We start from the raw sequence: 26,113 nt of genomic DNA, 5'->3' as shown, positions 1-26,113 counted from the left end.
GTCAACCCACCACCTTGCGCATACCTCATGAAAACGGCATACCGCGAGGATCAAGACCTGTCACCACCACCGACATCACAAGTAGAAGGTCAGTAGGTATGCGCGAGCGCGACCGTGAGCACGGGGTTTCGGTCCCCGTAGGTTGTTCGGCGGTGAACCCGGCGAACAACTCGCTCGACGATCGTACTCATGCGGTGCGTGACTCAGGTGTACCTGGGCGGCCAGCCGCATTTCGGCAGAAGGTTTCGCGCGGGTCGACGCCGGCGTCCACCGCGGCACTGCCGCGGACGACACCGCGCACCAGGCCTCCGGGCCCGGTGAACCGGCGGTCGATGCCGCCGCCCTGCTCCAGCACAGCAGCGCGGTCTTCAGTGCCGCCGTGGCCCGCAGCCTGGCCGAGACGCCCCCGCACGACCTCGAACACGCCATCCGGCTGCTGGCCGACCGCAAGCGCCGCATCACCCTGGCCGGCGGCCGCTTCACGCAGTTGCTCGCCCAGTACCTGGGCTTGCACCTCATGCAGCTGCGCGACGACGTCCGCTTGCTTCCCGACCGAGATGTCGAGCGCACCGCTGTGCTCACCGCGCTGAGCCGCCGCGACATCCTGGTGATCTTCGACTACCGCCGCTATGAGGACGACAAGGTCACCATTGCCGAACTCCTCCGGGAGCAGGGCGGCAAGGTCGTCCTGTTCACCGACGCCTGGCTCTCACCGGTCGCCACGCACGCCGACGTCGTGCTGCCCAGCCAGGTCGCCGCCGCCTCGTCCCCCTACGACAGCCTCGTACGCACTCTCGCCGTTCTTGAGACCGTCGTCGCGGGCATTGTTCGGGCCCTGGGCGAAGAGGGACACACGCGCATGCAGCGCGGCGAGGAAACCGCCCGGCGCGCCGGGCTGTACTAACGAGCCGGTGATCATCCGAAGACCGCACTGCCCGCAGATCACACCGCCGCCGTGCCGGCGGGTCAAGGTTGAGTGCGCCGGGCTTCCCCCGGCACGAGCGCCGCAGTCCCGCTGAACTCTGCGATACCCAGGAGGAGTTTCTCCGTCTGTGACACTCGATGGTGACGGAGTGTGGCTATCGAAGGAGATTTGCGGGGACGAAGGAGGTTGAAGCTCGCGCGTCCGTGCCTCTGGCGGGCGATGCCCCGACCTTGGTGTTGGCGCCTTCGGTGGGGCTGTTGCTGTTCGGAAGGGTGACCGCAGCGATCGCTGCGTCACGGTCGCGCTCGAGGCCACGGTTGAAGGTGTGCAGATGAGGTGGGTCGATTGCGTGGTCTGGGACAATCTGAACGCCCGTCGCACCACGGGCATGAAACAGTACGCCGCCGATCACGACTGGCTGACGGTCTTCCAATGCGTGCGGCCCAGAACCGCATCGTGTTCTGTCTGGTTTGCGAGCTTTGAACTGGTCGTGATCGGCGACGCTGTCGGGGATCCGGTCGTGGTGCCCACGGGGGAGCGGTTGGCGGGACCGCCGTGACCACGATCCCGCCAACCGGCGCACGGTCGTCGTCGCCCGCACCCCCGCTGGCCGCGAACTCATCGACCTCGTCATCGGCGCCGCCCCGACTACGCACGGCGCGCCCTCACCGCGTTCGACCCGTACCGGCAGGGCGAGTCCGCTGCTGCTTCACGCACTCTGCTGGTCCGTCGTGGTGATCAGGCGAAGGACTCGAGCGATGTCAGCCCGGCGGGGGAGGCCTGAGCTACGGGCGCCGAGAAAGTCGATCCGCCGGGGCATCCACGCCATCTACCTTCTCACCACCGAACCTGGCCGCCACTCCACGGCGATGGAGGAGCAGACCTTCCACGGCAGGACCGTGGGCGACGCTCTCACCGGCACCCATCGGGACCGGTCGGGACCGGACCAAGACCTCGCGGTGGTCTGCTCGGGCACCACCTTCGTCATCCCCCACGCAAAAGGCTCGCGCGCTCCCTCCCGACATGATCAGATTGCCCCGGCAAGCAGGACGCCACTACCGAGGAGAACTTCCATGCCGACCTTGCGCTGGACCATCCCCAACTCTCCCGAAGGGCACGAAGCCGCTCTGATCATGGCGTCGCGCTTCGAGGTCCGGAGCCTTAAGGACGTGCCGCGGTTCTTCCTCAACTCGCTCTCGGCGTGGCGCCAGGTCCGCAAAGCGCCAGGCTGCTTCGGCGCCTCGCTCGTCGCCCGGCCCGTCCAGCGGACGTTCCAGACACTGTCCGCATGGGAGAGCCGTGAGCAGCTCATGACGTTCGTTCAGGCGGAACCTCACCGTTCCATCATGAAGGCGATGCGCTCCACGATGAGCGACTCCGCGTTTGTGTTCTGGGACGCCTCCGTCGCGGATCTCCCGATCAGCTGGGCGGAGGCCGAACGACGACTCGACGAAATGGCGACCAAGCAAGCAACGGAACGCTGACCGGTGGATGTGCCCTGCCCGCGGCCGCGCGCCCACCGACCGTCCGCACACCGTTCGTCGCGCCACGCCATGGGCGATATAGGGCGCGGCCGGCTCCGGCGGGCGCTGAGCGGGGCCCGAACCGAGCGGTCGGGGACCGGATCCGGGTGCTGGACGGCCGCGACCAGGTGGCGGAGGTGCGTGAGTACCGAACTGGACCTGGCCTTCCTGCCCCGGAACCCGCTGGGCGGCACCTCCCGCAGCTTTCTCGACGGCCGATCCGGTCAGGCCCGACCTCGGCGGACACCACCTTCCACCGCATCGCCACCGAGCAAGGCGGCAGCCCGCAGCAGATCACCTAGCCGCAATACCGGTGACTTTGCCCTCTCTCAGAGCGCTCCACTAGCGTCATCACAGCTGGTCAGCGACTTGAGGAGCCGTGAAGTACGCGGCATTGCACCTAGCCGGGCCGCTGACGCCTGCTCTGCGGTGATCCCAGTGCCAGGAGCCGGCCGCCCGACTTGCATCAAGGACCCGGCCCGGAGCGTGCACATCACGCCGAGTAGGACGAACTGAAATGACTTGGGGCGGGGACACCGAGTGGACCGAACACGCAACAGTCACCACTGAGGACGCCGACCGCACTTCGACCAGGCCGGCCGAGGACCACGCGCCCACAACCTGGTCCCCAACCAATGTGCCGAGGCTCTGCTTGCCAGCAACGGCAAGAACACGTCCAACTGACTGCGATAGGGTGAGTTGATCACTTATACACAAGGGGGGTGCAAAAGTGACGGCCGATGTGACGCCGGATCTGGCCGAGGCGATCCAGCGTGGCTACGACCAGCGCGACCGGGCAAACATGGCACCGACGATCGCCTACTTCCAGGCGCTGCTGGCCGAACAACCTGACCACCCCGTCCTTGTGTACGAGGTGGGTGGCGCCTATGACAGTGCGGGCCTGGAAGAGACCGCCCGCGGCTACTATGAGCGAGCGCTCGCCCTCGGCCTCGACGGCGACACCCTGCGCCGGTGCCTGTGTCAGTACGCCAGCACTCTGAGGTGGCTGGGCGAGCTGGAAACCTCACTGGTGGTGCTCGACCGCGCCCGCAAGGAGTTCCCCAACTCCGACTCGGTACGCGTCTTCCGCGCCCTGACCCTCAACGAGGCCCAGCGGTCGGACGAGGCGGTAGCCGAGTTGCTCACCGTCGTCACCGGGCACGCCAAGGCCACCGACCTCGGGCGGTGGGCGGTCGGGCTGCGCGGCCTCGCTCAGTGGCTCGCCGAGGGCCGCCCCGAGTAGGAAGTGGTCCTCTGCGACAGACCGGCGGGCTACCTCACGGGCAGCCAGAACAGGGTTGCTGAACCGACAGCACTGGACAAAGAGCCCTTCGGACGCTTGTGCGATCCACGGCATGCTGCTCGCCTCCATGAATCTCTCCTCGTCGGCCTATCAGAACGGCTACCAGTCCGGTCGCTTGCTCTGGGTCGGCATCGCCATGCCCGTCATCTGGAAGACGACCAAGCCGTGGCGGCAACCGAAAGCAGGCGATGTCGACGACCTACAGTTGGTGAAGTTGCGGCGCACTAGGCAAAGAACGGTGATGGTCGGCCTCGTAGCGGTGGCTGTGGTGGGTGTGGCACTGGTAGCGCTGAGCTGGAAAACCGAGGAGACGGGGGATGCTGCAACCGGTGCTCCCCAGCCGGAACTGACCACATTCCCCCAGGCGCCGCCCTCTGCGGCGGCCGCCTCGAAGCCCCATACGCTGTCGGTCCCGGCCGTGGTCGGCGACTATCGTCTGCGCACCGGCGCCCCCGCCCAGGAACTCAACGGCACCAAGGCGGAGAAGTCCAGCGATTCCTCGAGGCGATGGTTCTATGAGAACCCGACGGACCACAGCATAGTGACCGTGGTGACCAATCGCTTCGCACAGGAATCCGAACCCCGTGACGCGGAGGCATCTATCGACGGTGTCGCCGTGATGGTGGGAACGCTCAAAGCTGTCCATGCGAGCCATACCCTGACGTTCCCTGCAGGCCCGCTGGGGGGTGAGCTCCAGTGCGGTACCCCACCGCCCTCATCGGGGTATGCGACGGTGTGCGCCGGGGGACTCCACGATGCTCGGCCTGTTGGGATTCTCCGATGTGGCCGACCTGCACCAGGCAGCGACGATCGCTTTGCGTTTCCGCACGAGCAGTGAGCACTGACCCCCGCCAGCCGGCCGCCGTGGTCACGGGGATCCACCCGCCGGGCAGTGATCAATCGCCGTGAGGGCGACGTCCGCCAGGAGCAACGCAAGAACCTTCCTCGGCTCCAGCACCACTGGTGGCCCTCTCACCGCTATCGGCGTAACAACCCTGTGCTGCCCAGGGAATCCCTTGCGGCAGATGACGGGCAGAATGCCGCGTTTCTGCAGTTCACGGCGGTTGGTTGAGGTTGCTGTCGTAGCCTGTGTCGCAACACGTTTGCTGAGAACCGGGACAGGGGCGCGCGCCGCAGCCGATCCTCTACAGGTCAGAATGGTGGTCGCTGTAGGGCACACGGCGTCGTCGAGCACACCCACCCCGGACGAAGGAGTTCACGGATGCTGCCATGGTCGGCCGACTTGGCTGGACGGATCGATCAGCGGGTCATCACCAGCCGCCTGCTGCGCGGCAATCATCTGGGTGACCCCGCCGAGCGGCCCGTGCACGTGTACCTGCCGCCCGGCTATGACGATGAACCGCACCGCCGATATCCGTGCGTCTACGTGATCCATGGATACACCGGCCATCTGGGCATGTGGTACAACCGCACGCCCTTTCGTCAGCCGTTTCCGGAGACGGCCGACGCGATGTTCGCCGCCGGGACGCCGGCCGCGATCGTCGTCTTCGTCGATGCCTGGACCTCCTACGGGGGCAGCCAGTTCGTCGACTCGCCCGGGACCGGCCGCTACCACTCCTACCTGTGCGAGGAGATCGTTCCCTTCGTCGACGCGCGGTACAGAACCCTCGCCGACCGCGACCACCGGGCGATCTCCGGCAAGTCCAGCGGAGGCTTCGGCGCGATGATCACCCCGATGCTCCGCCCTGACCTGTTCGGCGCACTGGCCACCCACGCGGGCGACGCTTTGTACGAGTACTGCTACATCGCCGAGTTCCCCCAGGTCGTGCGCGCGCTCCGGGCGTGGGACGGGGACATCACCGCGTGGTGGGAGGATTTCAAGACCCGCCCGGCCCTGTCCCGGCCCGGTGACGACACGGTGCTGTCCGCTCTGGGCGTGGCCGCGTGCTTCTCCGCTGACCCCGACGGCACCCCGCGCCTGCCCTTCGACACCCGCACCGGGGAGCTGATCCCCGAGGTGTGGCAGCGCTGGCTGGCCAAGGACCCTGTGCGCATGGTCCCGGAACACGCCGATGCCGTCCGATCACTGCGCGCGGTGTGGATCGACGCCGGCACCCACGATGAGTACTACCTCGACGTCGGAGCCGAGGCGTTCTATCGCGCGGTCCGGACCGCTGGACTGCCGGAAGAAGCGATCCACTTCGAACTCTTCGAGGCAGGCCACGGCGGTATCGACTACCGCTACCCCCTTGCCCTGGACTGGCTCGCCCGCCGCATCCAACCCTGACGATCCGCTTTCCCACGCGCGGCCGGGACCAGAACTCTCCCCACCCTCCCGGCGGAGAGGTCGACGCGAAGGGCCTGACCGCCGGGGACGCGGATCCCTGCGACGTGCTGGCCGAGGCGATCGAGCGGCCACGGGCCCTGCAGCGGCCGGCGGACCGTGTCTACCCGTCGTCCCTCAGGTGGGCGAGCTGGTGGGCTTCTGGCCGAGGATGACGCCGAGCCGGTCGATGACTGCGGCGTACTCACGGTCGCCCTTGGCGATCTCTGCCTTGGCCTTGGCAGCCTGTGCGGGGTCTCCGTTGAGGGATCCGGTGCTGCAGTCGGCTGCGCCCTGCTCCAAGTCCGTGAGGGCCAAAGCCCACGACGTCTGGGCCGGGACGTCGTGGATGGGCTCGAAGGTCTTCAGGATGCGGACGTCGTGGGCGAGGTAGTTGCAGGCACTCCGGATGGTGCCGGCGTCAGAGGTCGTGGTGCCGGAGGTGTAGCTGGCCAGGTCCGCGTCCAAGGACTTCAGGCCCGTGCGATGGCGGGAGTCTTTGAACCACGCGGCGACGGCGATCGGATCGGCGGGAGGGGGAGCCGTCGTGGGAGCAACGGTCGCTGGAGGGGCTATTGCGTCGCCACTGGACGACCCGCTGTTGCACGCGGTGAGTGATATCAAGGCGCAGGTGAGAGCGCCGACAAAGGTGCGGACTCGCATGGGAACCCCCCGTGGGTCGACAATGGGCCGCGTTTCCGGGCCTTGACGAGTATGCGTAACTGTGACCGTTGACGGGCCCGAATGGGCGATCTTGGGCGCGAGCCGTGGGCACTTCCTCGCCGCCGGTCCTGTCCGGCGATGAGAACGGTAGGGGGACAACGGCACCTACCGATCCCAGGTTCGCTCCGGTGTCGTGCCGAATCTGATCGGCCGCAAGAAGATGGACGCCTCGGAGGTTTCTGCCCCGCTGGTGGACTGCTCGTGGCGGCGTCTGGTGTGCAACGCTCCCGGTCCGGAGCCCGGACTGGCGGACAAGGCGCCTACCGTTCTGCGTGCTGGAGCCCCTGCACCTCTCTGCGTCGTCGCGATGTGAACAGCCGACTGCTCCTGGGCGCGAAGCAGCTCGGGAAGGTGGGGCGCTCGCCCCCCAGCGGGGCCGACAGGCCAGACAGCAGCATCACGGAACGTGCGTTGCGATGACGGCTCTGGTGGGAGTCACTTGGGCGATGGCTGTCCATCCGGCAGGAGGAGTTCCGTCGCTAGGGCAGTCCGTTGGTGCAGCATCCACCGTCCCGACCGGTGCGAGGTGACTAGGTTGCAGCGGCGCAGGACGGCCAGGTGCTGGCTGACGGCGGGGGCGCTCATCCCGAGATAGGCGGCCAGCTGCGTCGTCGACAGAGGCAGGTCGAGAAGGGCCAGCACACCGGCTCGATTCCGCCCCATGAGGTCTCCGAGCGGCTGCGCAGTCTCGTGAAGGGAGCCCGTCCACAGCTCCGCGATGCCGCGCGGGGCGTAGGTGAGTGTCGGCTGATAGGGCTCGTTGTGCAGTACGAGGAGTCTCGGCCAGGCAAACACGCACGGCATCAGAATCAGCCCGGCACCACCAGACTCGCGCACGGCTGTGTGGTGCGGCTTGTTGATGCGCAGGCGGCCGTCGCGATATTCGGCCTCGGGGTGCAGATCTGCAAATACCTTGGCGAGACCGCCACTGGTCAGCTGTTGGGCCCGGTGAGCGATCTCGGCATCGTGGAGTGCGCACAACCGGGGCCAGACGGGCTCGACGGCGGCCCGCCAGTACGCGGTCATAGAGTGGGCAAGGTTGGCGAGTTCACGCTCCGGCTCATCATAGAGAGGCCGCAGCTCGGGCACGAGGCCGTGGGCGCGTCTCACTTCGTCGAGCGAAGTACGCACGGTAGCGGCGGGCGTCGCAACGAGTGCGTCAAGTTCGTCCGTGAATCTCCCAGAGACGGATTCCGGTGGCAGGGCGAGGAAGTCGGGCACCACGTGGGGGCCGCGCAGGAGAGCGAGCAGAACGCCCAGGTCGAGCCCGGCGACGCGGGGCTTGGTCATGGCCAGCCACGGCCCGTGTATGGGCAGAGGTCGCACCCCGGCCAGCACCGGCACGCTGTGCAGCAGTTCCTCCATGGGCGACCGCGCGAAGCGGATGCGCGTCAGGTCGTTGGGGCCCAGGACGATTTCGATCACAAAACGAGGGTAGTGGCGGCGACTCGCTGGCACCGCGGATTAAGCAGGAACGAAATCGTAGAAGGGACCGCGGGCTCCGAGGGAAGCTCATGGCCGAGCACCTGCTCGCTTTGCTCGTCAGAAGAACGGAGACACTCCATGCTGAACAAAGCTCGTGCGGTGATCGTCACCGCAGCGACCACGCTCACGGCCGCTGGACTGCTGCTCTCGGGAGCCGGGGCCGCCTCGGCCGGCACGCCGCCGCCTGGAGGGGGCGGCAGTCTCGTCTACGTCCAGACCTTCGACTGGGACTGGACCTGCCGGTCGTTTGGCAACTGGCTCATCTTGAACGGCCGGGTCTCGGACTACCAGTGCTGGAACAACGGCCACGACGACTATGACCTGATGGTCAGGTACTGAGCCACGGTGCGTCCGGTTCTGCTCTGTGATGCAGAACCGGACGCACCGGCATCAGCACGGGGTGGGAGATCGATATGTCCGACGGCAGCGGCCGCGAGGTGGAGGACGGGGGTCATCCACGCCGGCACGGTAGCCAGGCGCACCCCGGTCGAGCTGTGCAGCATCGCCCACGGCCCCCCGCTGCCGGCGCTGTAGTTGAGCCGAGCATCGGACCCTGCGCTCGCTACCACTGACCTGCCGGTACGACGGCTCAGGGCGTGGTTCTGACGCGAGGTCGAGCGCGGCGGCCGCGGTCTCGGACAGGGCGACGCAGACAGGAGCTCCGCGGTCGGGGTTCTGTCGACGGTATCGGGGAGGTCGCTTGTCCTCCTGATGGTGCCGGGTCCGGCGGGGATGTTGGATCCGGTGCCGCGCTAGCGCCCGGGTGGCGCGGAGAACGGGGCCTGCCGTGCTGATCGTGCGCCACGCCCCGCACGGGTGTGGTGCCGTGCTGGTCAGGCGTAGTAGTGGATCGTGTCGTGGAGGGCGGGGCCAGCCCCGTCGCAGTGCCGACTGGGTCGCCCCAGCAGCCCGGCGCAGCGGGTACGGGTGTGGCTGGACGCGGAGTTGCCGCACTCCGATGACCAGGTTCGGCTGCGATGCCAGGGAGTAATTGGTGTTCACCGGGTCGCGATCGCGGGAGCCCGATGGCCTCGGGTCGGTCTACAGCCAGAGCGTAGGGGAGCGCAGCACGTCACAGCGGTCCCATTCCAGATCTCAGAAGGCTTGGGGTCCCTGCTCGTCGATGAACTGCCGCTCGGTCTCGTAGGCGGGGTGCATCCCCTGAGGGTTGATGAGGTCGCGGCCTCCACGTCCGAGGCTCCTGCTATCGCATCCGGGATGGTCCGACCGGTCGAGCACCGCAGGGGCGAAGACGCGGAAGGCCGTCATGCCGGACTCGGGGGCCACGCATTCGTCGACGTTGATAGTGCTGCCGTACGAGAAGGGACAGCTGCCCCGCAATTGCCCGGCAGGGTAGCCCGCGGCGTGACCCCAGGTCATGTTGCCCGTGCCTGGTCGACGGTGCCTGCCCCGGGGCGCCCCGTCACATACGTTGCTGGGTGTCCCGCGTCCTGCCCCAGCGCAGCCGCTCACCGCCGGAGAGCAAAAATGGTGCGGCCAAACCCAGCCGGGCGGAGTCTTGCACGAGCACTTCCTCGTGCCCCAGAAGCTCACCGTCCCTAGGGTCGAACAGCAGCACGAGGCGGCATTGGGACGTCGCGCTCTTACCAGAACCGACGGCCAGTGCCTCCCGCCCGGACGCATCGACCGTGACGCCCAGCAACGACAGATCCGAGCGAGCGCCCAGCGCCCGAAGGACGGCGGCCCGCAACGGCGGCTTCACCACGCCTTCCTCGTGGTACAGGTCACGAACGGCCATCAGGACCTGGACCGGCCCCTCAAGGCCTCGACGCGCCTGGGAGAGTTGCTCGCTCAACTGCACGGGGTCGCAGGAGAAGGGCAGCGTTCCGGCCCAGTATTCCTGGGGGTCCGTGAACTCACCCGCCGCGACCTGCCGGTCGGTCACCGCGGCCCCGGCACCCCAGGTCAAGGTCTCCTGCGTGCCAACGAGAGAGCTGGCCACTTGATCCGGCCACGTCGCTCGAAGAAGTCGCCCGGAGCCGTCGGCCCGCCGCCACCTCTCGATCACCGTCGGCGTCAGGAAGTTGGCCGCCACCCCGTGCCCGGCCTGCGTCAGAAGGTCTACGCTGCGGTTCTTCGTGTAGATACAGGGCCCGCTTGGCGGCGGATCAGGACGGTGCTCTATCCGGTCCGCCAGCCCACGGACGACTTCCCCCAGATCGCCATCGCGCAGTCGCTCAAAAACGAGCATCTCCCACCCCCCGGAGCCTGCTGCGCACGCTACCGGTCGCGACACCACAGCAGTGCGGCTTCTCGAGGTTTCGGATCGTGCCCTGCTTTGGAACGCTCCGGGTACGTAGACCACGCGCATCGGGTGCGCGTAAACGGCTGGGGCTTGCGCCGGCTCCGACCAGTCGATCACCGCAGCATCCGACGGTGCGGTTGGTACTCCTGGCCCCGGATGCTCCCTCACCGGACGTGCCAGCCAGCCCTCTTGCCAGGTCAGGATCTGATCGGGCAGGCCACGCCTGCGCGCGGGACGCGATCATGGCTTCGTTCGTGGGTCCCGGGTGCCCTTGGATGCCTGTGCTTCGGCCGCCGCGAGTGGGCGGGGCCGTGGGGGAGGGGGTCCGCAGCGCACAGTCTCCACTGGCCGCCCGCCGAGCTTCTTGAGCGTTCGCTCAAACTGGGCTACCATGCTGTTTTGAGCGAACGCTCAAAACAGTGAAGGGCGAGGTAGCGGCCGTGCAGTTGTACGTGGAGACCGTGATCGACGCCGATATGGAACTCCTGTGGGAGCGAACCCAGGACCCGGCCCAGCACCAGTGCTGGGACCTGCGGTTCACCTCGATCTCCTACCTGCCCCGCGCCGAGGCAGAGCCGCAGCGCTTTCGCTACGCCACCCGCCTGCTGCCCCTCGTGTGGATCGCCGGCACCGGAGTCAGCGCGGGCGAGCGGCAGCGACCCGACGGCACGCGCGTCTCGGCGCTGCGCTTCGCCTCGAGCCACCCGCTCGCGCTGCTCGCCGAGGGCAGCGGCTACTGGCGCTACGTCCCCGGCCACCCCGGGATCCGCTTCCTGACCGGCTTCGACTACCGCCCGCGCTGGGGCCGCTGCGGGGCCGTCGCCGACCGGCTGCTCTTCCGGCCCCTCATGGGCTGGGCCACCGCCTGGTCCTTCGACCGGCTGCGGCTGTGGTGCGAACGCGGGATTCCCCCGCGCGCCGCCCTGGCCCGCGCCCTCGGGGAGAGCGCCCTGCGCCTGGCCCTGGTCCTCGCCGCCCTGCTCGCCTCTCCCGTCGCCCCGCTCGCCCTCGCGGCAGGCACCGCCGTCCTCGCCGCCCTGCTGCCCCCGCTGCCCGGCACCCCCGCCGCACGCCGCTGCCGCCGCATCCCGCCCGAGCGCGTCCGCGCCCCCCGGCTGCTCGCCACCCTGGAGTCCTCGTGACCTCGATCTTCCACACCCATATGGGCGCCGACTTCGGCCGCCTGCACCCCGAGATCCGGCGGCGCTTCTCCGTCGGACTGGACAGCGGCGAAGCCTGCGTCGGACGCGGGACGATGGAGCGGATCCGCCACGGTGCCCCCTTCGTCAAGCCGTTCCTCCGGCTCGGCGGGACACGGAACATCCTCGTCCCGCGCGAGGGGCGCCACGTGCCCTTCGTCATCGAGAACTTCCCCTACGTGGACTCCTTCGGCCGCGAGACCGTCACCTTCGTGCGGACCTTCCAGCTGCCCGACGGCCCCCACCGCTTCGACGCCACGATGGTCTTCAGCCCCGAGCGCGACTGCGTCCTCGACTACCTCGGCACCCACCAGCACCTCGCCAGCGACCTCCACATGAGCGCGGAGCCCGACGGCTCGCTCCTCATCCGCTCCGGCGAACACCGCTTCCGCGAGGGCCCCGTCGACGTCCGCCTTCCGTCGCTGATCGGAGGCGACGCCGAGGTCCGCGAGGCGTTCGACGAGACCACCGGCCGCTTCCGGATCCGGGTGCGGGTGACCAACCGGCACTTCGGTTTCCTCTTCGGCTACGAGGGCTCCTTCACCGCCGACTACATCGCCGCAGGCGGAAGCGCGCTGCGCGCCGGCCTGCGGCCCGTCCGCGAGGAAGCCCGCGCGTGAGCGCGTCCAGCGGGGCTACTCGCCACAAACTCCTCGAAGGAGCCCTGCGCACCCTGGTCGAGCAGGGCATCGCCAAGACCTCGGCCCGCTCGATCGCGACCACCGCCGGCGTCAACCAGGCACTGATCTTCTACCACTTCGGATCCGTCGACGAGCTCCTGGCCGCCGCATGCGTGCACGGCGCCGAGCAACGCGTCTCCCGCTACCGCGAGCGGCTCGCCGCCCTGGACTCCCTCACAGAACTCCTGGCCTTCGCCCGCGCGATGCACGCCGAGGAACGGGCCGCCGGCCAGGTGGCCGTCCTCGGCCAGCTGCTGGCCGCCGGCCAGACCGCCCCCGCCCTTGCGGCCGCGACCTCCGCCGGGCTCGCGCTGTGGATCGAGGAGCTGGAGATCGTCCTGACCCGGCTGCTTGCCGCGACGCCCCTGGCCGCCGTCGCCGACCCCGCCGGGCTGGCCCGGGCCGCGACCGCCTCCTTCGTCGGCATCGAACTGTATGAGGGCGTCGACCCCGAGGGCGCCGCCCGCGCCCTGGACTCCCTCGAACAGCTCGCCGTCCTCGCTCAGGCCCTGGAGAACCTCGGCCCCCTGTCCCAACGGGCACTCACCCACCGCCTGCGCCGCCGCACCCGAGACTGACCCCGCGTCGCCGCGCTCGGCCACACGGCCTACGCATCGGTTGGTCAGCGCGGGTTCGGCCGGCCGGGCCCACTACGGTGCTCAGGGCATCGGACGCGCCCGACGGCCACCGGCAGTCCGCCGGCTGCCGGGGCGTCCTGAGGCGGCGTTCCGTTCGGTCCGGCGGGTGGTTCTGCGTCTGACCCGCCGCCGAGCGCTGGCCCGGCGTAACGCCGGCGGGGCGCAGGGCCTCACTGTGTCCGCCGAAGCGACGGCAGCGCGCACATCGAGCGGCTTTACTGATGTTAGGGGCGCCGACTACGTTGCTGGGCGCGCATGCCGCCCAGTTGGTGATCGACTTGGTAGGACGAGTGCGGGGCAGTGCCGGCGTCGAGCCGGCTGGCCCGGCCCTGCCGGCTGCGTGGTCGCGCTATTGCTCGCGGCGTCGGTAGAGCAGGGTGTCACCGGTCTTGAGGATGATGGCGGACAGGGTGCCGAAGCCGGTAAAGACGATCGCGCGCTGGTTCTCGTTGTCGAGACCTGAGGCGATGGTCGGTCCGCCGGTACGGGGACCGACCGCTGCCGCAGGTCGCCATCTCGGCGATCTTGCCGCGGCGCGTGCCACCACTCGGCGGGTCTCGAGGCGATCCCGGCCCGCTCCACCGTGCACTGGTGGGTGCTCTCGACGCCAGTGAGGCGTAGCCGGCCCTCATGCCATTTGGAAGCTTGTGCCGGGCGGATGAAAGATCACGCGCAGGGACGCATCGCTGCCCTGCTCTGCCCAGGAACCGCCAGGGGTTGGACGCCGTTGCCGTCTGGTACTCGACGAGGGCCGGACGCTCGGTGATGCGTAGCTCTGCACCTTCCCGTATCTCTTGACGGTGACCGTCCAGGTGCCGCACACGGTAGGCGCCGGGCTGGGCGGTCATGACGGCCTCTCCTGAGTCGGCCCAGACGATTGCCGCGGGCTCGTCGTCGCCGCTGCCGCTGGGGAGCAGGAAGCGGCACTGCCACACGTTCGCAGGCAGGTTGTCGGGAAGGCCGTGTCCGCAGGAGGTGATGCGGGCTCCACGCAGCCACCGTTGCAGCTCCTCGACGAAGAGCGCGGCGCGGGTCGGCGCGCCACCGTCCGCCTGCAGCACGATGGGAATCTTGGTTCCGCCCCAGTTGTAGAAGTACATCCGCTCGTACCGGGTGTAGAGACCTATGAGGTAGAACCGCACGGCATAGTTGTCGGCCTGTTCCTCGGACAGTGGGGCCGAGACGGCGATCCGGTGGGCAGCGCCGGTGTTCCAAAGCCGCAGATGGAATCCGGCCTGATGGAAGGTGCGGTCTATAAGCCCGGCGAGTTCCACCATGGTCTCCGGTTTATCTCCGAAGTCCTTTTGGTGCAGCTTGACCGCCGCGACGTCGCAGTGCTCGTAGCCGCCCGCTGCGGCGAATTGGGACAGGAAGGTCCGCGATGCCTGCTGCCACAGTTCGCCGATGCCCGGACAGACCACGGTGGCCTGCGGGTCGGCGCCCTTGATGATGCGACTGGCGCGTCTCGTCATCTCGGCCAGCTTCGAAGGGCTGCCGGTGAAGAAGTTCGGTGAGGGGGCGAGGTTCCACATTTCGTAGGCTTCGACGCGACCCCGGTAGCGCGTTGCGATCACCCGGACGTAGGTGTCCCAGTCCGCAAGGTCGTCGGGCGGCGAGGCTCTCGACCCGTCGTCGTACGCCGTCTTGGGGCCCTCCGGACTCGCCCACCGCGGGGTCCCGCCGAAGGTGAACAGCACGGGGAGGGCGGCTCGGTTGGCGCCCCCGACCAGCCGGTCCAAGGCCGCCCAGTCGAAGACGCCGCGCTGCGGCTCCAACTGACTCCAACGGGTCCCGCTGTCCCACAGCCGCACCGCCCCGACGTGGAACGCCGGCATAGTGCCCGTCGAACTGTTCATGGTCACGCCGAACAGCGTCGCGGGAACAGCTCGCGGCGCCTGCTGCCAACTCGGCCCCGGAATCCACTGCGGCTCCGCCGCTCTGCCACCCGCAGACCGCCCGCTGCTCGCGGTCAGGGTCAGGCACGCGAGGAGTACGAGGACGACTGCCCACGGCAACGGCCGGTTCATCGGCACGATGAGCCCCCGGCGAGCGGGGGGCACGGGCGCGGAAGGGCCCGTAGGCGCTGCCGGTGCGCCGGCATCTGACGCGACATCTGGCGGCGTTCCGGCGGCCCGCTGCTCGTCGGCCCGCAGCCAGTAGCTGTGCAGCTCGTTCAGCTCCTCCCTCGTAGCCCCGCACGCTCTGCCGATGCGCTCGACCATGCCGAAGCTGTCCGGCACCACCTGCCCCCGGCAATACCGGTGCAGAGTGGACGTGCTCATGCGGCAACGGCCTGCCAGCGCGGCGTAGCTGAGGCCGCTCCGTTGCTTCAACGATTCCAGCAGATCAGCCAGTCCTGGTGTTCCAGGTGAACCCATGGCGTTCCATCCCCCCGTATTCGTGCAGGTCAAGGCACGATTTCCATCCCATCCGGCGACCGGGACGCCGGGCTCTGGCACTGCCGTCGCCCGTCCGCCACGATCAGCATGTCCCACCTGATCCGGGCTGCGCGTCAGCAACGGCGCTGCCCATCACGGAAGTAGAGAACATGTCGCTTCGATCACCGGTCCGAACGATAGCCCGCGCAGGTGTCGCGCTCAGTCTGGCGCTGGCAGGCCTGCTCGCCGTTTCCCCCGTTTCACAAGCCGACGACGGACCATGCAGCAGTCCGTGGTGCTCCGAGACCTACAACGTGTCCGGGGATTCGGTCTACGTCGCGCGCAGTTGGTGCGGCGATCAAGAATGGCTGGCCCAGGACGCTCCGCCGTGCGGTGCCAAGGACACTGACTACTGGCTGCAAAACGGTCACGGCACCAACCCGAACCAGGACTGGGACTCGTTCCGGGTCGACGTAGGGTGGTGCTACACCTTCCAAACCACGTCCTTTCTCTGGGGCGAGTACCCCAAGGAAGTTGTCGACCGCCGCGGCAAGCCCACCGCCGAGTGGGTACGAGTCCACGACGACGAAACCACCGTCGTGATCTCCCAGGGCACAACGCACTGCTGACCCCGCCGGCGCCCCGAGCCCACCGGCTGACCGGCCCCAGGCCGCGGCGGGGCTCGGGGCCGTGCGGCGGGTGGGCCGACGCCGGCTGCCCGCGTGCTATCGCCTAGAGCTGATCCTCACCAACGACGGGGCGCGCCAGGTCGTCAGGAGAGACACGTTCGTCATCCGGGCAGGGCACCAGCAGCGTGGGTCGAGACAGAACAGCAGGACCATCTCTCACCCCGTCGGCAGGCCGAGGCTGAGCTGGCCCGGAGGACCACGGCTACCACCCACGCACGAACCGTAACCGGAGACGATCACTGTCTCCCCGGGACCGGATGGAGCGCCTGTCAGCCCTTCACGGGCCTGCTACCACCCTGCTTCCTTGGAGAGGTGGGTAACGGGAAGAAGCAGACGCAGGTGCGGTTGGAGCCCACCGTGCTCGCCGCAGGTAAGAACGCCGCGGCAGCTCGTGGTCTGGATTTCAACCGCTACATCGAGCGGCTGATCGCTGAAGACACCAGCGGCGCCCGGGCGGCCGGCATGGCGGCCGCCCAGAGGCTGATCGGCACCCATGGTGAGGGCCTCGACGACCTGGAAGCCGACCTCGACGCACAGCACACGCCGGCTCCGAGCACACGGGACGCCGCTGCGTGAGCAGGTCGGTGCACGTCGACCTGTCCTGGATCCTGGAAGCTGCTGAACGCGCCGGTCACCGCGATCCCGCTCCGGACGACCTCGGGGTCCCGATCGCGGCGGTGGCCCGCCACCGCGCGAAACTCCTTGAGCAACCCGTCTATGGCGGCCCCTACGCCCGCGCCGCCGCCCTGGTGCATACCCTCGGCCGGTGTCGTTGGCTGGAGCGTTCCAACCTGACCGTCGCCTGCGCCGTCGCCACGATGTATCTGAACGCCAGCGGCATCCCCGTCGACCCCACCCGCGAGCAGCTCACCGCGCTGGCGCACGAACTGTACGACCCACGCTCGACCGCAGCCCGGGTCGCCCAACAACTGCGCAGCTGGGGGTGAGCCGATGCGTGTCGTGGTCTTTCAACCGCCGGCGTGGTTGTGGGAGACGCCCGCCCATGCGCTGGCGCAGGCTCTTGGAGTGCCACATATCCACTTCGGCGACCTCATGCGCGCTCAACTCCGCCGGCGCACCGAGCTGGGCATCCGGTTCATACAGAGCATGAACTCCGGCGAGCTGCCCGCGGACGATCTTCTGACCGCGACCGTCCGCGACCACCTGCGCCAGAATGCCCCCGCAGGCTTTTTGATCGACCCCTACACCCACCCCGATCTGGGCGGCGCGCTGGGCATCCCCGCAACGTCGCCCAGGCACGCGCCTTGCACGAAGTGCTGCGCGAACTCAGCTCGCCCCTCGACGCTGTGGTGCAGCTGCACCTTCCCGAGCACGAGCTGGAGCGCGTGGTCCAATGCCGGAGCGCCCGTCGTGTCTGTAGTAACGACCCGGCGCACCCCGATGAGCCAGCAGGGGACCGCTGTGCCGCCGAGCACGTCTCTCGCCAGCAAGATCGATGCCTCTCCGCTCGGCTACCGATCAACGTCGACGTAAACCCCGCGCAGCTGAAGCCGAGCCCGCAAGAACTCCATCTCCGGCAACGTCCCCGCCAGGCCATCGCGGCTCGGTTCCCCGACCAGCTCACGAGCCTGCGACAACGAGGCCGCTGAGACCTCCCGAAACACCTGCAACGCGGGGACGGCCGTCGGGAGCGGATCGACCAACCGCAACCTGACGGGTCCGTGCGCCGCGAGCAGAGCCTCCCGGACATGATCAGGCGCTGGTCCCGGACCAGCGTGCTCGCACACGTAGGTACCGCAGGACCCACAAGAGAACTCCGAGCCCCACCACAACTCATCCCGCACGATGAACTGGTTCATCTGTCGCACCGCCACTGCCGCACGCACACCGCGCTGCGATCTTCACGGTCTGACCCGTCACCCTGGCTCCCTGACATTCCACTCCCGCGGCAGATCCTCGCCGCAGAAGACGCAGACGAAGTCGTCTTCCCGCACGATGTTGAGCTGTCGGCAGGAGCGGCATCGGCGGAAGACCACCTCGTGCGTGAACCCGGACGGGTGAGGGATCCCGATCCGGTCCAGGGTCTCGGCCACAGCCGGCCATGAGCTGACGTCCGGGCAGTAGCCAGTCGACTGGTTACTGACCTCCTCGACCACCCACCGTCCGGCCTCCTCACGGAAACTCATCTCGCCGGCGCTCAGCACCTCCGCGCCGCCGGCACACACGACGTGCTCGCTACGGCGCGGAGCCAGTCGCAGCACCCCGCCGCTGTCGACGACGAACGTGAACGGCTCGGCCAACTCACCCAAGGTCAGCGCAGAGACCCACGCACCGAACTCCGCCGATGAACGGACGCTCCGACCCGCACCACCCGTCCGGACAAGCGCCTTCAGCTCCTCCGGACCCACATACCGATACCCCTGCCACCGCGTCTCCACACACCCCAACCTAGTGGCTCACGCGACCAGGACCTCGGGGATGACGGGCTCCGACGACGACCACGAGTGTTGACGGAGACCGGACGGCGGCCTCGGCCTGGGCCATCACGTTCGATGCCCACCATCAAGACCAGGGTCCCACCGCCGCGTCCCGACTCAGGCGAAGCCACGGGGTCATGCAGGGCTGGTGACAGATTCCGCGCCCAGGCGGCAACCCTCCCGCTCAACCGCACCGGGCAGTCCGCGCTGCGCGCCGACGGTTGATGTCAGTAGCACCTGGCACGCTGCATGGACATCGTCACGAGCAGGAGAGAACCATGGGTACCTGGGACGTCGGCCCCTTCGACAACGACACTGCGGCAGACTGGTGCGGCGACCTCGACGAGACCGCACCGGAGGGGCGCCACGGCATGGTGCGCGACATCCTGGCCCGAGCAGCCGACAACACCGACTTCCTCGACGCGGACATCGCCGATCAAGCCATCGCCGCAGCCGCCTTGGTCAGCGCGCAGTGCCCGGGCGGCGAGCCCGCCGACCCGCACTACGGACCGGACGAGTAGTCCCTTCCCGACCTCACCGGTCTGCGCGCCTTGGCCCTCGAGGCGCTCGACCGCGTCATGACCGAGCCGTCCGAACTCCTGGAACTGTGGGCCGGGCCGGATGGCGGTCCCTGGCGGGCGGCCATCGGCCGGCTGCGCCTGGTCCTCACACCCCAGCCGCCGGGAGAACAGCTCCACCTGCCCTGACGCCCCGCAGTAACGCACCTGCCTGTGCCGATCTGAAAGGTCTTCATGAGCTGGGACGTTCTTCTCCTCCGCCTGCCCGAGGGCATCACCTCGGTGCAGGACACCCCCGACGACTGCACCCCGCCCCCGCTGGGCCGGCAGCAACAAGTCCTGGCGCCGGTCAGCCAAGCCGTCCCTGACGCCGACCTCTCTGATCCCACCTGGGGCGACCTTGTCGGACCTACCTGGTCCATCGAGCTGAACATCGGCGAGGAAGACCCCGTGGACACGATCATGCTCCACATCCGCGGCTCGGGCGACGACGTGCTCACCCCCGTCTTCCGTCTCGCGGGAGCCCTTGGATGCCAGGTGTTCGACTGCACCGCAGGAGACCTGATCACGCCCCACGGCCCCTCGGGCTGGAACGCTTTCCAGGAGTTCCGCGACCGGATGATCGGCCCCTCACACTGATGCACGGCGCGGAAACCCCGACCGCCCGCCGGTGCGTCAGCGTCCTTCGGCGGCGATGGGGGCACACGGCCTCGCCTCATGGAGGCCCTGTCCGCCGGGACGCGGGCGGCCTCGCACCCGAGCAACAGCGGCCAGCCCACGCACGTCCTCCCCGGGGACGAGGACGCAGAGCGACGGACCACCTTCGAGGGAGCATCCACCCGCACCGGACGTACGCCCGACGAACTGAACGCCGTGCTGCGCGCGCTCGGGCGCAACCCTGACGGGGACGACGATCCCGCAGTCGACAGCACGACGGCGGTCCTCGCACCGACCGAGCGCCTCACCGGCGCAGGGGTAAACGAGCAACTGCTCACCGACGCTGTCCATCAGATCGGCGACGTCGCCGAGGAGCCCGCCGACGGCTGGGAGACCGTCACCATCGGAGTTGCGCGTTTCGTGGTGCCGTCCGGCGGCGCGGCGTGCTGCGTCGCCTGAAGCCACACCGCGCCCGCAGGCAGGCACCGCACCCGGCAACCAGGTCCTGACAGCAGTGCGTCGCACGACGGTTCCGGCCGCCCCACGCGGCTGCAGAGACCCTTGACTAGCAGGGCAAACGCTGTTGACGATCTATCCGCCCGGCCGGTACGGTCCGCCCATCCGGCAGATATCCCACGTCGCCGGGACGATCAGAAGGCACCCATGGACACGGCCCCGACGACGGAGACCGGCTCGACACCGGTGGTCCTCGACTTCACGCTCACCGCCGCCGACTACGCGGGCGCCCTGCGCACCCGCCGGCGCATCACTCCCCAAGGTCGCTTCGTGCGGATCAGCGCCGTCATCATGTTGGCGGGGTCCTTGTTGCTGCTGCTCCTTTGGGCGTTGGGCACCATGGCGTTCCCTTTGCAGGCCGTCGGCACGGCCGCCCTGCTCTGCGCTGTCCTCCACTTCCAACCCGAGCTCACCGGCCGCGCCATGGTGAAGGCGACGAAGGGCGCCGGGGAGACGCAGGTCACGGTCGACGACGCCGGTCTGCTGACGGTCACCCAGGCGGCCAGCGGCACGGTGTTCTGGCAGCGCTTCGGACGGTACGTCGAGTCCGAGACCGCTTTCGTCCTGCTCAGCCCGGATCGGAACGGCACCTGCCTGAGCATCCTCCCCAAGCGCGCGCTGACCACCGTGGCCGACACCGACCGGCTGCGGGCGCTGCTCGACAGCCACTTGGAACGCCGCTGAGGCGCGCGGCCCGTCCGGCGCCGGCTTGCCCTCACGTGGAGCTTGAGCGCTGGCGCGAAGAGGCTGAGTGCCTCAGACTGTCGTCTTCGAATCTGGCCGGCCGTTGCAGGTCAGAAGGTTGAACCGAGCCAGAGACATGATCTGTGAGCACCTACCCACCGCCGACCTACCCCGAGCACAGACCGACGGATCTGCCGGCGTTCCCAGATCACGGGCCGGACATGATTCCGCCGCCGTCCAGCAACGGGTTCGCCGTCGCCTCGCTTGTCCTGGGCCTGATCGGCGGAACCGTACTGAGCCTGATATTCGGGATACTCGGGCTCCGAAGGGCCCGTAACGGTGGGCCCGGCAAGGTGATGTCCTGGTTCGGGATCGGGCTGTCGATCCTGTGGATCGCACCCCTGGCCTATCTGTTGCCCCATCTCCTGAAAGCCTCGGACCCCGGGTCCAAGGCCGTGCAGGTGACGCTCAAGACGTACTCGCCGGCCGTCCTCGGGGCGGACCAGAGTGACCCGGCCAAGTTCCGCGCCGACATGGCGACGATGGCAGAACAGTTCCGCGCCGCCGCGGCAAAGAGCCGAGACGCGACGACACGGACCGCCATCAGCAACTACGCCCGCGACTACCAGGAGATGGCCGACGTCGTCGGCGGTATTCGGGAGCTGGACCCGCTATCGGGAGGCCGCATCGACGACGACGGCAAGGCACTCGACTCCGCCTGCGGGTCCATCGGCGCAACGCCGTAACCCCGGGCTCTGCTGCGGGGGTTTCCGGTGCGCGGGCAGGCACCTGTTCGCAGGACCGACGCTTCTGCGGAACACGAGGTAGGGCAGGTGCCACGTCGGCCAGGGGCGGCAGCGGGCCGGCCTGGTGCCCGGCCGCTCGACCTGCGTGCGGGCTGACCGCTCCCGCCTGGCGCACAGAGTGCACGAAAGAGCACACCGGGGATCGACGTCACCGTGATGCCCGTTTAGCAGTACGTGGGTGCCGCGGGCCGGACCGCCGGCCCGCGATTGCCAGCCCCCGCTCTCGGCGCGGATACAGGCGTACCCCGCGCGGGACGGACCCCCGTCTTCGGAGCCGACACCGCCCAGGCGGGACCGAGTTCGCCGGCGAACCCCAGCCGCTGAGGTGGTGTGGTCGTCGCACGACCACTGGGTCCGCCAGCGCCCGGCTACTGCGGCTTGAGTACCTCGGCCACCTGGTCAGCGGACAGTTGATCGAAGTACACGCACGAGCCGAAACGGCCAACCTTGTCCTGCAGGGCCTCAGCCTCGGTGTCGCCGTGGAGGCGGACCCACGCCGCGGTGCACCAAGGCGCGGTGACAGCCGCGAAGGTGTGGAGGCGACCATGGTCGAAGCACCATGCGAACCAGGCTGCGTCGGCCACGATGAACCTCCGAGTGCTACTGCAGGCCGCCGGCTGGCCCGGCAGGGGCGAGGCGAGGATACCTCGATCCGCTCTGGCAGCTGCGAGGCCAGACGAGACCGCGATCTTCAACAGCTGGGTGCTCTACAGCCGCAGCAGCTGGCGAAGGGCGCGGACGAGGGCCGTTCCATCGGCTCGCGCCGGGTCGAGGCCCGTGTGGGCCTGGTTGCTCTGGCGCATGACGAACGCCCGCCAGTCGTCGGGGTAGGCGCATCTGGCACCGTTCGCCGCCAGATGCGCCATGCGGGCCCTGCCAGCCGGCCCAGCACCGGGACCCCGTGTCGGGTGAGCCCGGCGTCGACCAACGCGTCGAAGGAGTCGGTGCCGCGCTCATCGGGCGCGCACTGCAGCACCAGTCCGGCCCGGGGGACGTCAGCGGAAGGGGCCCTAGACAGCCCGCCGTGCAGCCACGCCACCGCAGACTCGACGGGGGAGAAGTCGACGCACCGGTCGGAGTCGCAGCGATGGCCAGCGCTGTCCGCGTTCAGTGCTGGGCTGACCACCGGATCAGCGAGAACCAGGGCGACATCGCCGTCGTGCGGAGCCGCGCCTTGGCGCATCCGGCGCTCGACGGTCCAGACCAAACCAGCACTTTCCGTGTGCGGTTGGCTGGTGATCGTCACCTTGGCCAGCTGCTCCCACAAGGGCAGACGCCGCAGCAGCGCACTGGCCACCGGCGGCGGGCAAACGAACACGTCGCCGCAGCGGCCGGGAACCGGCCGGTGTGCGCCCAGGGCACGATGCGCGCGGGGCCATGAGCAGCCCGGACGGAGGAGCAGACCTCGGTTTCACAGCCCCGATCCCAGTCCGCAGCATGGCGCCGAGCGCGTGGAGCCATCCCGAGTACTGAGTGCATAGCCCATCGCGCGTCGAGCACCATCTACGGTCGCCTGCCGAAGCTGATCAGCAGTAGACCGCCGAGCCGACAGGGCGCCCCGCCCCGTTGCGCGGGCGCCCCCGGTCACCGGCGTGATCAGCGCTCGTTCTCGTACTCCGCGACCTTGCTGGAAACGTTCTTGAGCAGCGGCTTGAGCCGGTCGACCAGTTGTTGGTAGCTGTCGGCGCGTCCGTCGGACCATTGGCCGAGGCCGACCACCATCGCTCTGCCCTGACTGGTGAACGCCTGGACCATGCCGCTGTCCGGCGCGAGGGTGACCAGCCCGGAGCCGGGCGGCGGGGCCTGGGCGCCGACCTGGTAGGAATCGAATGCCGTGCTCAGCTCGGTCATCAGGTGGATCGTGTCGAGCGGATCTTGCATGGTGAACACTGCCAGGTTGAACTGATTGTTCTGAGCGTCCTTGTAGAGCGCCACCTGCAGGCCGACGCAGCCCTTGCTGTCGTTGATCAGGGATATCAGCCGGGGGCCGACCGAGTCCGGCGCGGTGCAGTTCTCCACCGTGGTGGCCCCCACCTTGCTGTTCGCCGACCCGACTGCGTCCGTGACCTCGGCGGGGAACGCCTCGGCAAGCGCGATCATCGGGCGGCCAGGCAACGGTACGACGGGTGCACCGGAGTCGGACGCCGCACTCGGTGCCGTGGCCGCGGCGGGAACGCTCGCCACGGCCGCCGGTTTCGAGGATGCCGGAGCAGCGACGTTCCCCTCCTGGTGGCCTGCCGACGGTCCGACCGCCTTGAACGCCAGAAAGGTCAGCACAACGGCGGCCACAACGGCCAGGATGTTGCGGGCCACCGGGGACGGGGTCGCTTCGGGGCAGGTGGCGTGAGACCGCTGCCAACTTTGAAGTTCGCCGCCCAGACGAAGTCCTCGTCGAGCAGCGCGTTCCACGCTTCATCACCCGGCCGGTCGGAACCGGGCGGCATCTTGTCTCTTTTCGGCACCCGCCAACCCTAGTGATCAACGCTGCCTTGCAGGTCACGACCTCATCACTGTTCACCGTGCCACGGAACGCGACGGCATCAGACATGACCGCGCCGGTGATCGCGGCGAGCCCCGCGAGCCGCCGCTCGAGTTGCCGACCTTCACCTGCGCCGCCAGCCGGTCGACCCGGACCTGGCCCAGCTCGGTGACGGTGACGGGCAGCCGCATCCCGCACTGCCGCCAGTGCCGCGCCCCGGCCCGCCGCACCATGGACGTGCCATCGATGGTGCGCGCGGGACGTAGGAGAAGTACACCGTGACCCGGCCGAGGTCTTGCGGGCCCGTGCGCTAATCTCGCTCGATCGCGAACACGCGTTCTGATGCAAGGGATGGGGGAGCGGGCATGACGTGGCGCTCACGACGGCAGGCCGCAGCCGGCACGGTGCTGGCGGTACTGGTGACGGTCCTGGCGGGATGCGGGCCGACGGCGACGGGAGCCCAACCCCCAGCTCGAGGCCAGGCGTCACCGCTCTCTCCGACAGGCGGGGTCCGTTCCGTGGAGCCTGGACCAACGGCAGACCTGCTCTCCTTCGTGTATCACCGCCATGGGAGCGCGTCGGAGACTATCGATCAAGAGCTGGAGATCCACAACAAGTACCAGCACTCGGTTGTCCCCGTGCTGGAGTTCACCGCTCTGGACGCCCACGGCCGCGTCCTGCCACGCGTGCAGGTCGACACTGTCTACGGCAGCGACCGGGGGAGTCTGGTGGCTGCGTACGGCTACGCCATCGACATCCTGCGTTTCTCCGGACAAGGCGAGCACCAGGTCACCGACGTGCGAGTCGCCGTCCGCAGCGTTACCACAGCCAGGATCCGCTCCGGACTCCACTACGCGAGCGCGCAGGCACAGGACAGCACAGGCAAGAACGTCAGCAAATTCAGCCGCTTCTCGTCGATCACGGTGACGAACCTCGACGACTTCCCCGTTTCGGTGCGCATCGTCTACCTCGTGTACGACCAGCCGGCCAAAGGCCAGACCCAGCAGGCCACGACCGTCGTCCCGATCGGCGGTCTCCTCCTCATCCCGGCGCACGGCAAGGCAATGGTGCCCGTCACCGGTCCCGCCTCCGACGCGGTTGCCCGGTACTCGGACGGTCCCGCGGTCAGCATCAAGACGTACAACTCGCAGTAGCCGGCCGGGCGGTGACGTCGATCGAGCGGTAGGCGTCTCGCTATGGCCTGTGTTCAGCCGGTGGCCGCTCGTCGCTTCGGCTTCACCTGCGCGCTCATCGTGCGGGCGGCCCACGGAGGGCTCCGCACCACAGCGGTATCGCTGTCGACTCGCAGTGCCGCCGGCCCTCGTCCTTCCCGCGAACCATGAGTTCTTCGAGTGCACGGATGTCAGGACCGACTGGCACGTCGAACGCCACCATCTGAACCAGATCGCTGAGTACCTCAGGGGCTCGAGTCGAGTGCCCAGCGGCTGGTGGATTCTCCCGGTTCTGTGCCGGCACGTTCAGTGCCCCGGCTGGCCAAGATCTGTGTACCCCGTCTCCTCATCGCCGACGAACGTCAGGGCTTCACGGCCGATGCCCAGCGCATCCAGGAGCAACGCGATTGCCGCGTCGGTGTCTGCTGTGGAGCGACTCACCGAGATAAGAGTGTCCTGGCAGGGGCTTCCTTCGAGCCGATGGAGGGCGAAGTCCACACCCCCGACGCGGAGCATCGCGACGTCGACGGACCCCAGATCTTCCCAACTGTGCTCGATGGTGAGGCACAGTCGTGCTGCGAGTGACTCCAGTGAGGGCGCGAGTCCAGCAACGATATGAAAGAGCCCGGACACGTACCACCACATGCCGAACTGGACGGCGGGGTTGGGGTTTCCCGGCCAGCACGACGCCGCCGAGACCCACTCGGGATTCGGTCCCGGCACTTCATTGCGCTCCACCGCACCCCCTGC

General features: G+C 68.7%; 27 protein-coding genes and 3 pseudogenes. 20 read left to right on the top strand and 10 right to left on the bottom strand.

Annotated elements, in window-relative coordinates; genetic code table 11:
* Window positions 1-379: 379 nt before the first annotated feature.
* Entirely contained in the window at window positions 380-904 is a 525-nt protein-coding gene (locus ABZ721_RS31615; RefSeq protein WP_358792188.1) for a MurR/RpiR family transcriptional regulator, read from the top strand.
* A 191-nt stretch (window positions 905-1,095) separates the two neighbouring features.
* Here the strand turns inward: ABZ721_RS31615 and ABZ721_RS31610 are convergent.
* Window positions 1,096-1,274, bottom strand: a pseudogene (locus tag ABZ721_RS31610) (ISL3 family transposase); the annotation flags it as partial.
* On the opposite strand from ABZ721_RS31610, the gene ABZ721_RS31605 reads away from it, so the two are divergent.
* The 5 genes from ABZ721_RS31605 (at window position 1,275) to ABZ721_RS31585 (ending at window position 5,999) form a co-directional block, all read left to right on the top strand.
* Entirely contained in the window at window positions 1,275-1,484 is a 210-nt protein-coding gene (locus tag ABZ721_RS31605) for a hypothetical protein (RefSeq protein WP_358792193.1), read from the top strand.
* A gap of 514 nt (window positions 1,485-1,998) precedes the next feature.
* A complete protein-coding gene (locus ABZ721_RS31600; RefSeq protein WP_358792187.1) occupies window positions 1,999-2,409 on the top strand; it encodes a DUF3291 domain-containing protein in 411 nt (136 codons plus the stop codon).
* Window positions 2,410-3,178: 769 nt separating this feature from the next.
* On the top strand, window positions 3,179-3,691 hold the full coding sequence (locus tag ABZ721_RS31595; RefSeq protein WP_358792186.1) for a tetratricopeptide repeat protein: 513 nt from the start codon (window positions 3,179-3,181) through the stop codon (window positions 3,689-3,691).
* A 112-nt stretch (window positions 3,692-3,803) separates the two neighbouring features.
* Window positions 3,804-4,589 (top strand): hypothetical protein, encoded by a 786-nt coding sequence (locus tag ABZ721_RS31590; RefSeq protein ID WP_358792185.1) that lies wholly within the window; start codon window positions 3,804-3,806, stop codon window positions 4,587-4,589.
* A gap of 384 nt (window positions 4,590-4,973) precedes the next feature.
* Window positions 4,974-5,999 (top strand): alpha/beta hydrolase-fold protein, encoded by a 1,026-nt coding sequence (locus ABZ721_RS31585; protein ID WP_358792184.1) that lies wholly within the window; start codon window positions 4,974-4,976, stop codon window positions 5,997-5,999.
* A gap of 174 nt (window positions 6,000-6,173) precedes the next feature.
* On the opposite strand, the gene ABZ721_RS31580 is transcribed toward ABZ721_RS31585, so the two are convergent.
* Both ABZ721_RS31580 and ABZ721_RS31575 read right to left on the bottom strand, forming a co-directional pair.
* Window positions 6,174-6,503, bottom strand: coding sequence for a hypothetical protein (locus ABZ721_RS31580; RefSeq protein WP_358792183.1), 330 nt, complete (start codon window positions 6,501-6,503; stop codon window positions 6,174-6,176).
* Between the two features lie 690 nt (window positions 6,504-7,193).
* The gene (locus tag ABZ721_RS31575) at window positions 7,194-8,183 is read right to left on the bottom strand and encodes a DUF5937 family protein (protein WP_358792182.1); all 990 of its coding nucleotides are present in this window, start codon (window positions 8,181-8,183) and stop codon (window positions 7,194-7,196) included.
* Between the two features lie 138 nt (window positions 8,184-8,321).
* Between ABZ721_RS31575 and ABZ721_RS31570 the strand changes: the two genes are divergently transcribed.
* Window positions 8,322-8,582 (top strand): hypothetical protein, encoded by a 261-nt coding sequence (locus ABZ721_RS31570; RefSeq protein WP_358792181.1) that lies wholly within the window; start codon window positions 8,322-8,324, stop codon window positions 8,580-8,582.
* 756 nt (window positions 8,583-9,338) lie between these two features.
* Here the strand turns inward: ABZ721_RS31570 and ABZ721_RS31565 are convergent.
* Window positions 9,339-9,530 carry a hypothetical protein gene (locus ABZ721_RS31565; protein ID WP_358792180.1) on the bottom strand — a complete coding sequence of 64 codons (192 nt, stop codon included), beginning with the start codon at window positions 9,528-9,530 and terminating at the stop codon, window positions 9,339-9,341.
* Window positions 9,531-9,666: 136 nt separating this feature from the next.
* Window positions 9,667-10,455: a hypothetical protein gene (locus ABZ721_RS31560; RefSeq protein WP_358792179.1), complete on the bottom strand. Its 789-nt coding sequence runs from the start codon at window positions 10,453-10,455 to the stop codon at window positions 9,667-9,669.
* 494 nt (window positions 10,456-10,949) lie between these two features.
* Between ABZ721_RS31560 and ABZ721_RS31555 the strand changes: the two genes are divergently transcribed.
* The 3 genes from ABZ721_RS31555 to ABZ721_RS31545 are packed head-to-tail and all read left to right on the top strand — an operon-like array spanning window position 10,950 to window position 12,966.
* Window positions 10,950-11,651: a hypothetical protein gene (locus ABZ721_RS31555; RefSeq protein WP_358792192.1), complete on the top strand. Its 702-nt coding sequence runs from the start codon at window positions 10,950-10,952 to the stop codon at window positions 11,649-11,651.
* Window positions 11,648-12,328: a DUF4166 domain-containing protein gene (locus tag ABZ721_RS31550; protein WP_358792178.1), complete on the top strand. Its 681-nt coding sequence runs from the start codon at window positions 11,648-11,650 to the stop codon at window positions 12,326-12,328. Before ABZ721_RS31555 ends, ABZ721_RS31550 begins: the two co-directional genes overlap by 4 nt.
* Entirely contained in the window at window positions 12,325-12,966 is a 642-nt protein-coding gene (locus tag ABZ721_RS31545; protein WP_358792177.1) for a helix-turn-helix domain-containing protein, read from the top strand. The genes ABZ721_RS31550 and ABZ721_RS31545 overlap by 4 nt, the downstream gene beginning before the upstream one ends.
* A gap of 440 nt (window positions 12,967-13,406) precedes the next feature.
* Here the strand turns inward: ABZ721_RS31545 and ABZ721_RS31540 are convergent, their stop codons facing one another.
* Entirely contained in the window at window positions 13,407-15,404 is a 1,998-nt protein-coding gene (locus tag ABZ721_RS31540) for a helix-turn-helix domain-containing protein (protein ID WP_358792176.1), read from the bottom strand.
* 170 nt (window positions 15,405-15,574) lie between these two features.
* On the opposite strand from ABZ721_RS31540, the gene ABZ721_RS31535 reads away from it, so the two are divergent.
* From ABZ721_RS31535 to ABZ721_RS31520, 4 genes are all read left to right on the top strand, one after another.
* A complete protein-coding gene (locus ABZ721_RS31535; protein ID WP_358792175.1) occupies window positions 15,575-16,033 on the top strand; it encodes a hypothetical protein in 459 nt (152 codons plus the stop codon).
* A gap of 372 nt (window positions 16,034-16,405) precedes the next feature.
* Window positions 16,406-16,669: a hypothetical protein gene (locus tag ABZ721_RS31530; protein ID WP_358792174.1), complete on the top strand. Its 264-nt coding sequence runs from the start codon at window positions 16,406-16,408 to the stop codon at window positions 16,667-16,669.
* Window positions 16,670-16,677: 8 nt separating this feature from the next.
* On the top strand, window positions 16,678-17,040 hold the full coding sequence (locus ABZ721_RS31525; protein WP_358792173.1) for a fic family toxin-antitoxin system, toxin component: 363 nt from the start codon (window positions 16,678-16,680) through the stop codon (window positions 17,038-17,040).
* A gap of 4 nt (window positions 17,041-17,044) precedes the next feature.
* A complete protein-coding gene (locus tag ABZ721_RS31520) occupies window positions 17,045-17,587 on the top strand; it encodes a nucleoside monophosphate kinase (RefSeq protein WP_358792172.1) in 543 nt (180 codons plus the stop codon).
* Window positions 17,588-17,970: 383 nt separating this feature from the next.
* Here the strand turns inward: ABZ721_RS31520 and ABZ721_RS31515 are convergent, their stop codons facing one another.
* Window positions 17,971-18,492, bottom strand: a complete 522-nt coding sequence (locus tag ABZ721_RS31515; RefSeq protein ID WP_358792171.1) for a hypothetical protein — start codon at window positions 18,490-18,492, stop codon at window positions 17,971-17,973.
* Window positions 18,493-18,809: 317 nt separating this feature from the next.
* On the opposite strand from ABZ721_RS31515, the pseudogene ABZ721_RS31510 reads away from it, so the two are divergent.
* The 5 genes and pseudogenes from ABZ721_RS31510 to ABZ721_RS31490 all read left to right on the top strand — a co-directional run bounded on the left by ABZ721_RS31510 (window position 18,810) and on the right by ABZ721_RS31490 (window position 21,652).
* Window positions 18,810-19,238: pseudogene (locus tag ABZ721_RS31510) on the top strand (DUF4259 domain-containing protein).
* 45 nt (window positions 19,239-19,283) lie between these two features.
* Window positions 19,284-19,688 carry a hypothetical protein gene (locus tag ABZ721_RS31505; RefSeq protein ID WP_358792170.1) on the top strand — a complete coding sequence of 135 codons (405 nt, stop codon included), beginning with the start codon at window positions 19,284-19,286 and terminating at the stop codon, window positions 19,686-19,688.
* Between the two features lie 57 nt (window positions 19,689-19,745).
* Window positions 19,746-20,165, top strand: a pseudogene (locus ABZ721_RS31500) (DUF6461 domain-containing protein); the annotation flags it as partial.
* Window positions 20,166-20,369: 204 nt separating this feature from the next.
* The gene (locus ABZ721_RS31495; protein WP_358792169.1) at window positions 20,370-20,906 is read left to right on the top strand and encodes a YcxB family protein; all 537 of its coding nucleotides are present in this window, start codon (window positions 20,370-20,372) and stop codon (window positions 20,904-20,906) included.
* A 143-nt stretch (window positions 20,907-21,049) separates the two neighbouring features.
* Entirely contained in the window at window positions 21,050-21,652 is a 603-nt protein-coding gene (locus ABZ721_RS31490; RefSeq protein WP_358792168.1) for a DUF4190 domain-containing protein, read from the top strand.
* A 428-nt stretch (window positions 21,653-22,080) separates the two neighbouring features.
* On the opposite strand, the gene ABZ721_RS31485 is transcribed toward ABZ721_RS31490, so the two are convergent.
* Both ABZ721_RS31485 and ABZ721_RS31480 read right to left on the bottom strand, forming a co-directional pair.
* On the bottom strand, window positions 22,081-22,296 hold the full coding sequence (locus ABZ721_RS31485) for a hypothetical protein (RefSeq protein ID WP_358792167.1): 216 nt from the start codon (window positions 22,294-22,296) through the stop codon (window positions 22,081-22,083).
* Between the two features lie 1,012 nt (window positions 22,297-23,308).
* Window positions 23,309-24,025 carry a hypothetical protein gene (locus ABZ721_RS31480; protein ID WP_358792166.1) on the bottom strand — a complete coding sequence of 239 codons (717 nt, stop codon included), beginning with the start codon at window positions 24,023-24,025 and terminating at the stop codon, window positions 23,309-23,311.
* Window positions 24,026-24,829: 804 nt separating this feature from the next.
* On the opposite strand from ABZ721_RS31480, the gene ABZ721_RS31475 reads away from it, so the two are divergent.
* A complete protein-coding gene (locus tag ABZ721_RS31475; RefSeq protein WP_358792165.1) occupies window positions 24,830-25,345 on the top strand; it encodes a hypothetical protein in 516 nt (171 codons plus the stop codon).
* A 324-nt stretch (window positions 25,346-25,669) separates the two neighbouring features.
* Here ABZ721_RS31475 and ABZ721_RS31470 read toward each other — a convergent pair whose 3' ends face one another.
* Complete coding sequence (locus ABZ721_RS31470; RefSeq protein ID WP_358792164.1) at window positions 25,670-26,101, bottom strand: hypothetical protein; 432 nt, start codon at window positions 26,099-26,101, stop codon at window positions 25,670-25,672.
* Window positions 26,102-26,113: the final 12 nt, after the last annotated feature.

It is taken from the genome of Streptomyces sp. NPDC006733 (assembly GCF_040636125.1).
Taxonomy (GTDB): domain Bacteria; phylum Actinomycetota; class Actinomycetes; order Streptomycetales; family Streptomycetaceae; genus Actinacidiphila.
The sequence above is the reverse complement of the archived record's forward strand: the minus strand, read 5'-3'. Positions and strand labels throughout refer to the sequence as shown.

What these genes read in the sequence shown, in the direction of transcription:
- ABZ721_RS31600 (WP_358792187.1), top strand. Translation starts at nt 1,999, where the DNA reads ATGCCGACCTTGCGCTGGACCATCCCCAACTCTCCCGAAGGGCACGAA.
- ABZ721_RS31590 (WP_358792185.1), top strand. Translation starts at nt 3,804, where the DNA reads ATGCTGCTCGCCTCCATGAATCTCTCCTCGTCGGCCTATCAGAACGGC.
- ABZ721_RS31585 (WP_358792184.1), top strand. Translation starts at nt 4,974, where the DNA reads ATGCTGCCATGGTCGGCCGACTTGGCTGGACGGATCGATCAGCGGGTC.
- ABZ721_RS31570 (WP_358792181.1), top strand. Translation starts at nt 8,322, where the DNA reads ATGCTGAACAAAGCTCGTGCGGTGATCGTCACCGCAGCGACCACGCTC.
- ABZ721_RS31560 (WP_358792179.1), bottom strand. Translation starts at nt 10,455, where the DNA reads ATGCTCGTTTTTGAGCGACTGCGCGATGGCGATCTGGGGGAAGTCGTC.
- ABZ721_RS31540 (WP_358792176.1), bottom strand. Translation starts at nt 15,404, where the DNA reads ATGGGTTCACCTGGAACACCAGGACTGGCTGATCTGCTGGAATCGTTG.
- ABZ721_RS31535 (WP_358792175.1), top strand. Translation starts at nt 15,575, where the DNA reads ATGTCGCTTCGATCACCGGTCCGAACGATAGCCCGCGCAGGTGTCGCG.
- ABZ721_RS31520 (WP_358792172.1), top strand. Translation starts at nt 17,045, where the DNA reads ATGCGTGTCGTGGTCTTTCAACCGCCGGCGTGGTTGTGGGAGACGCCC.
- ABZ721_RS31505 (WP_358792170.1), top strand. Translation starts at nt 19,284, where the DNA reads ATGAGCTGGGACGTTCTTCTCCTCCGCCTGCCCGAGGGCATCACCTCG.
- ABZ721_RS31495 (WP_358792169.1), top strand. Translation starts at nt 20,370, where the DNA reads ATGGACACGGCCCCGACGACGGAGACCGGCTCGACACCGGTGGTCCTC.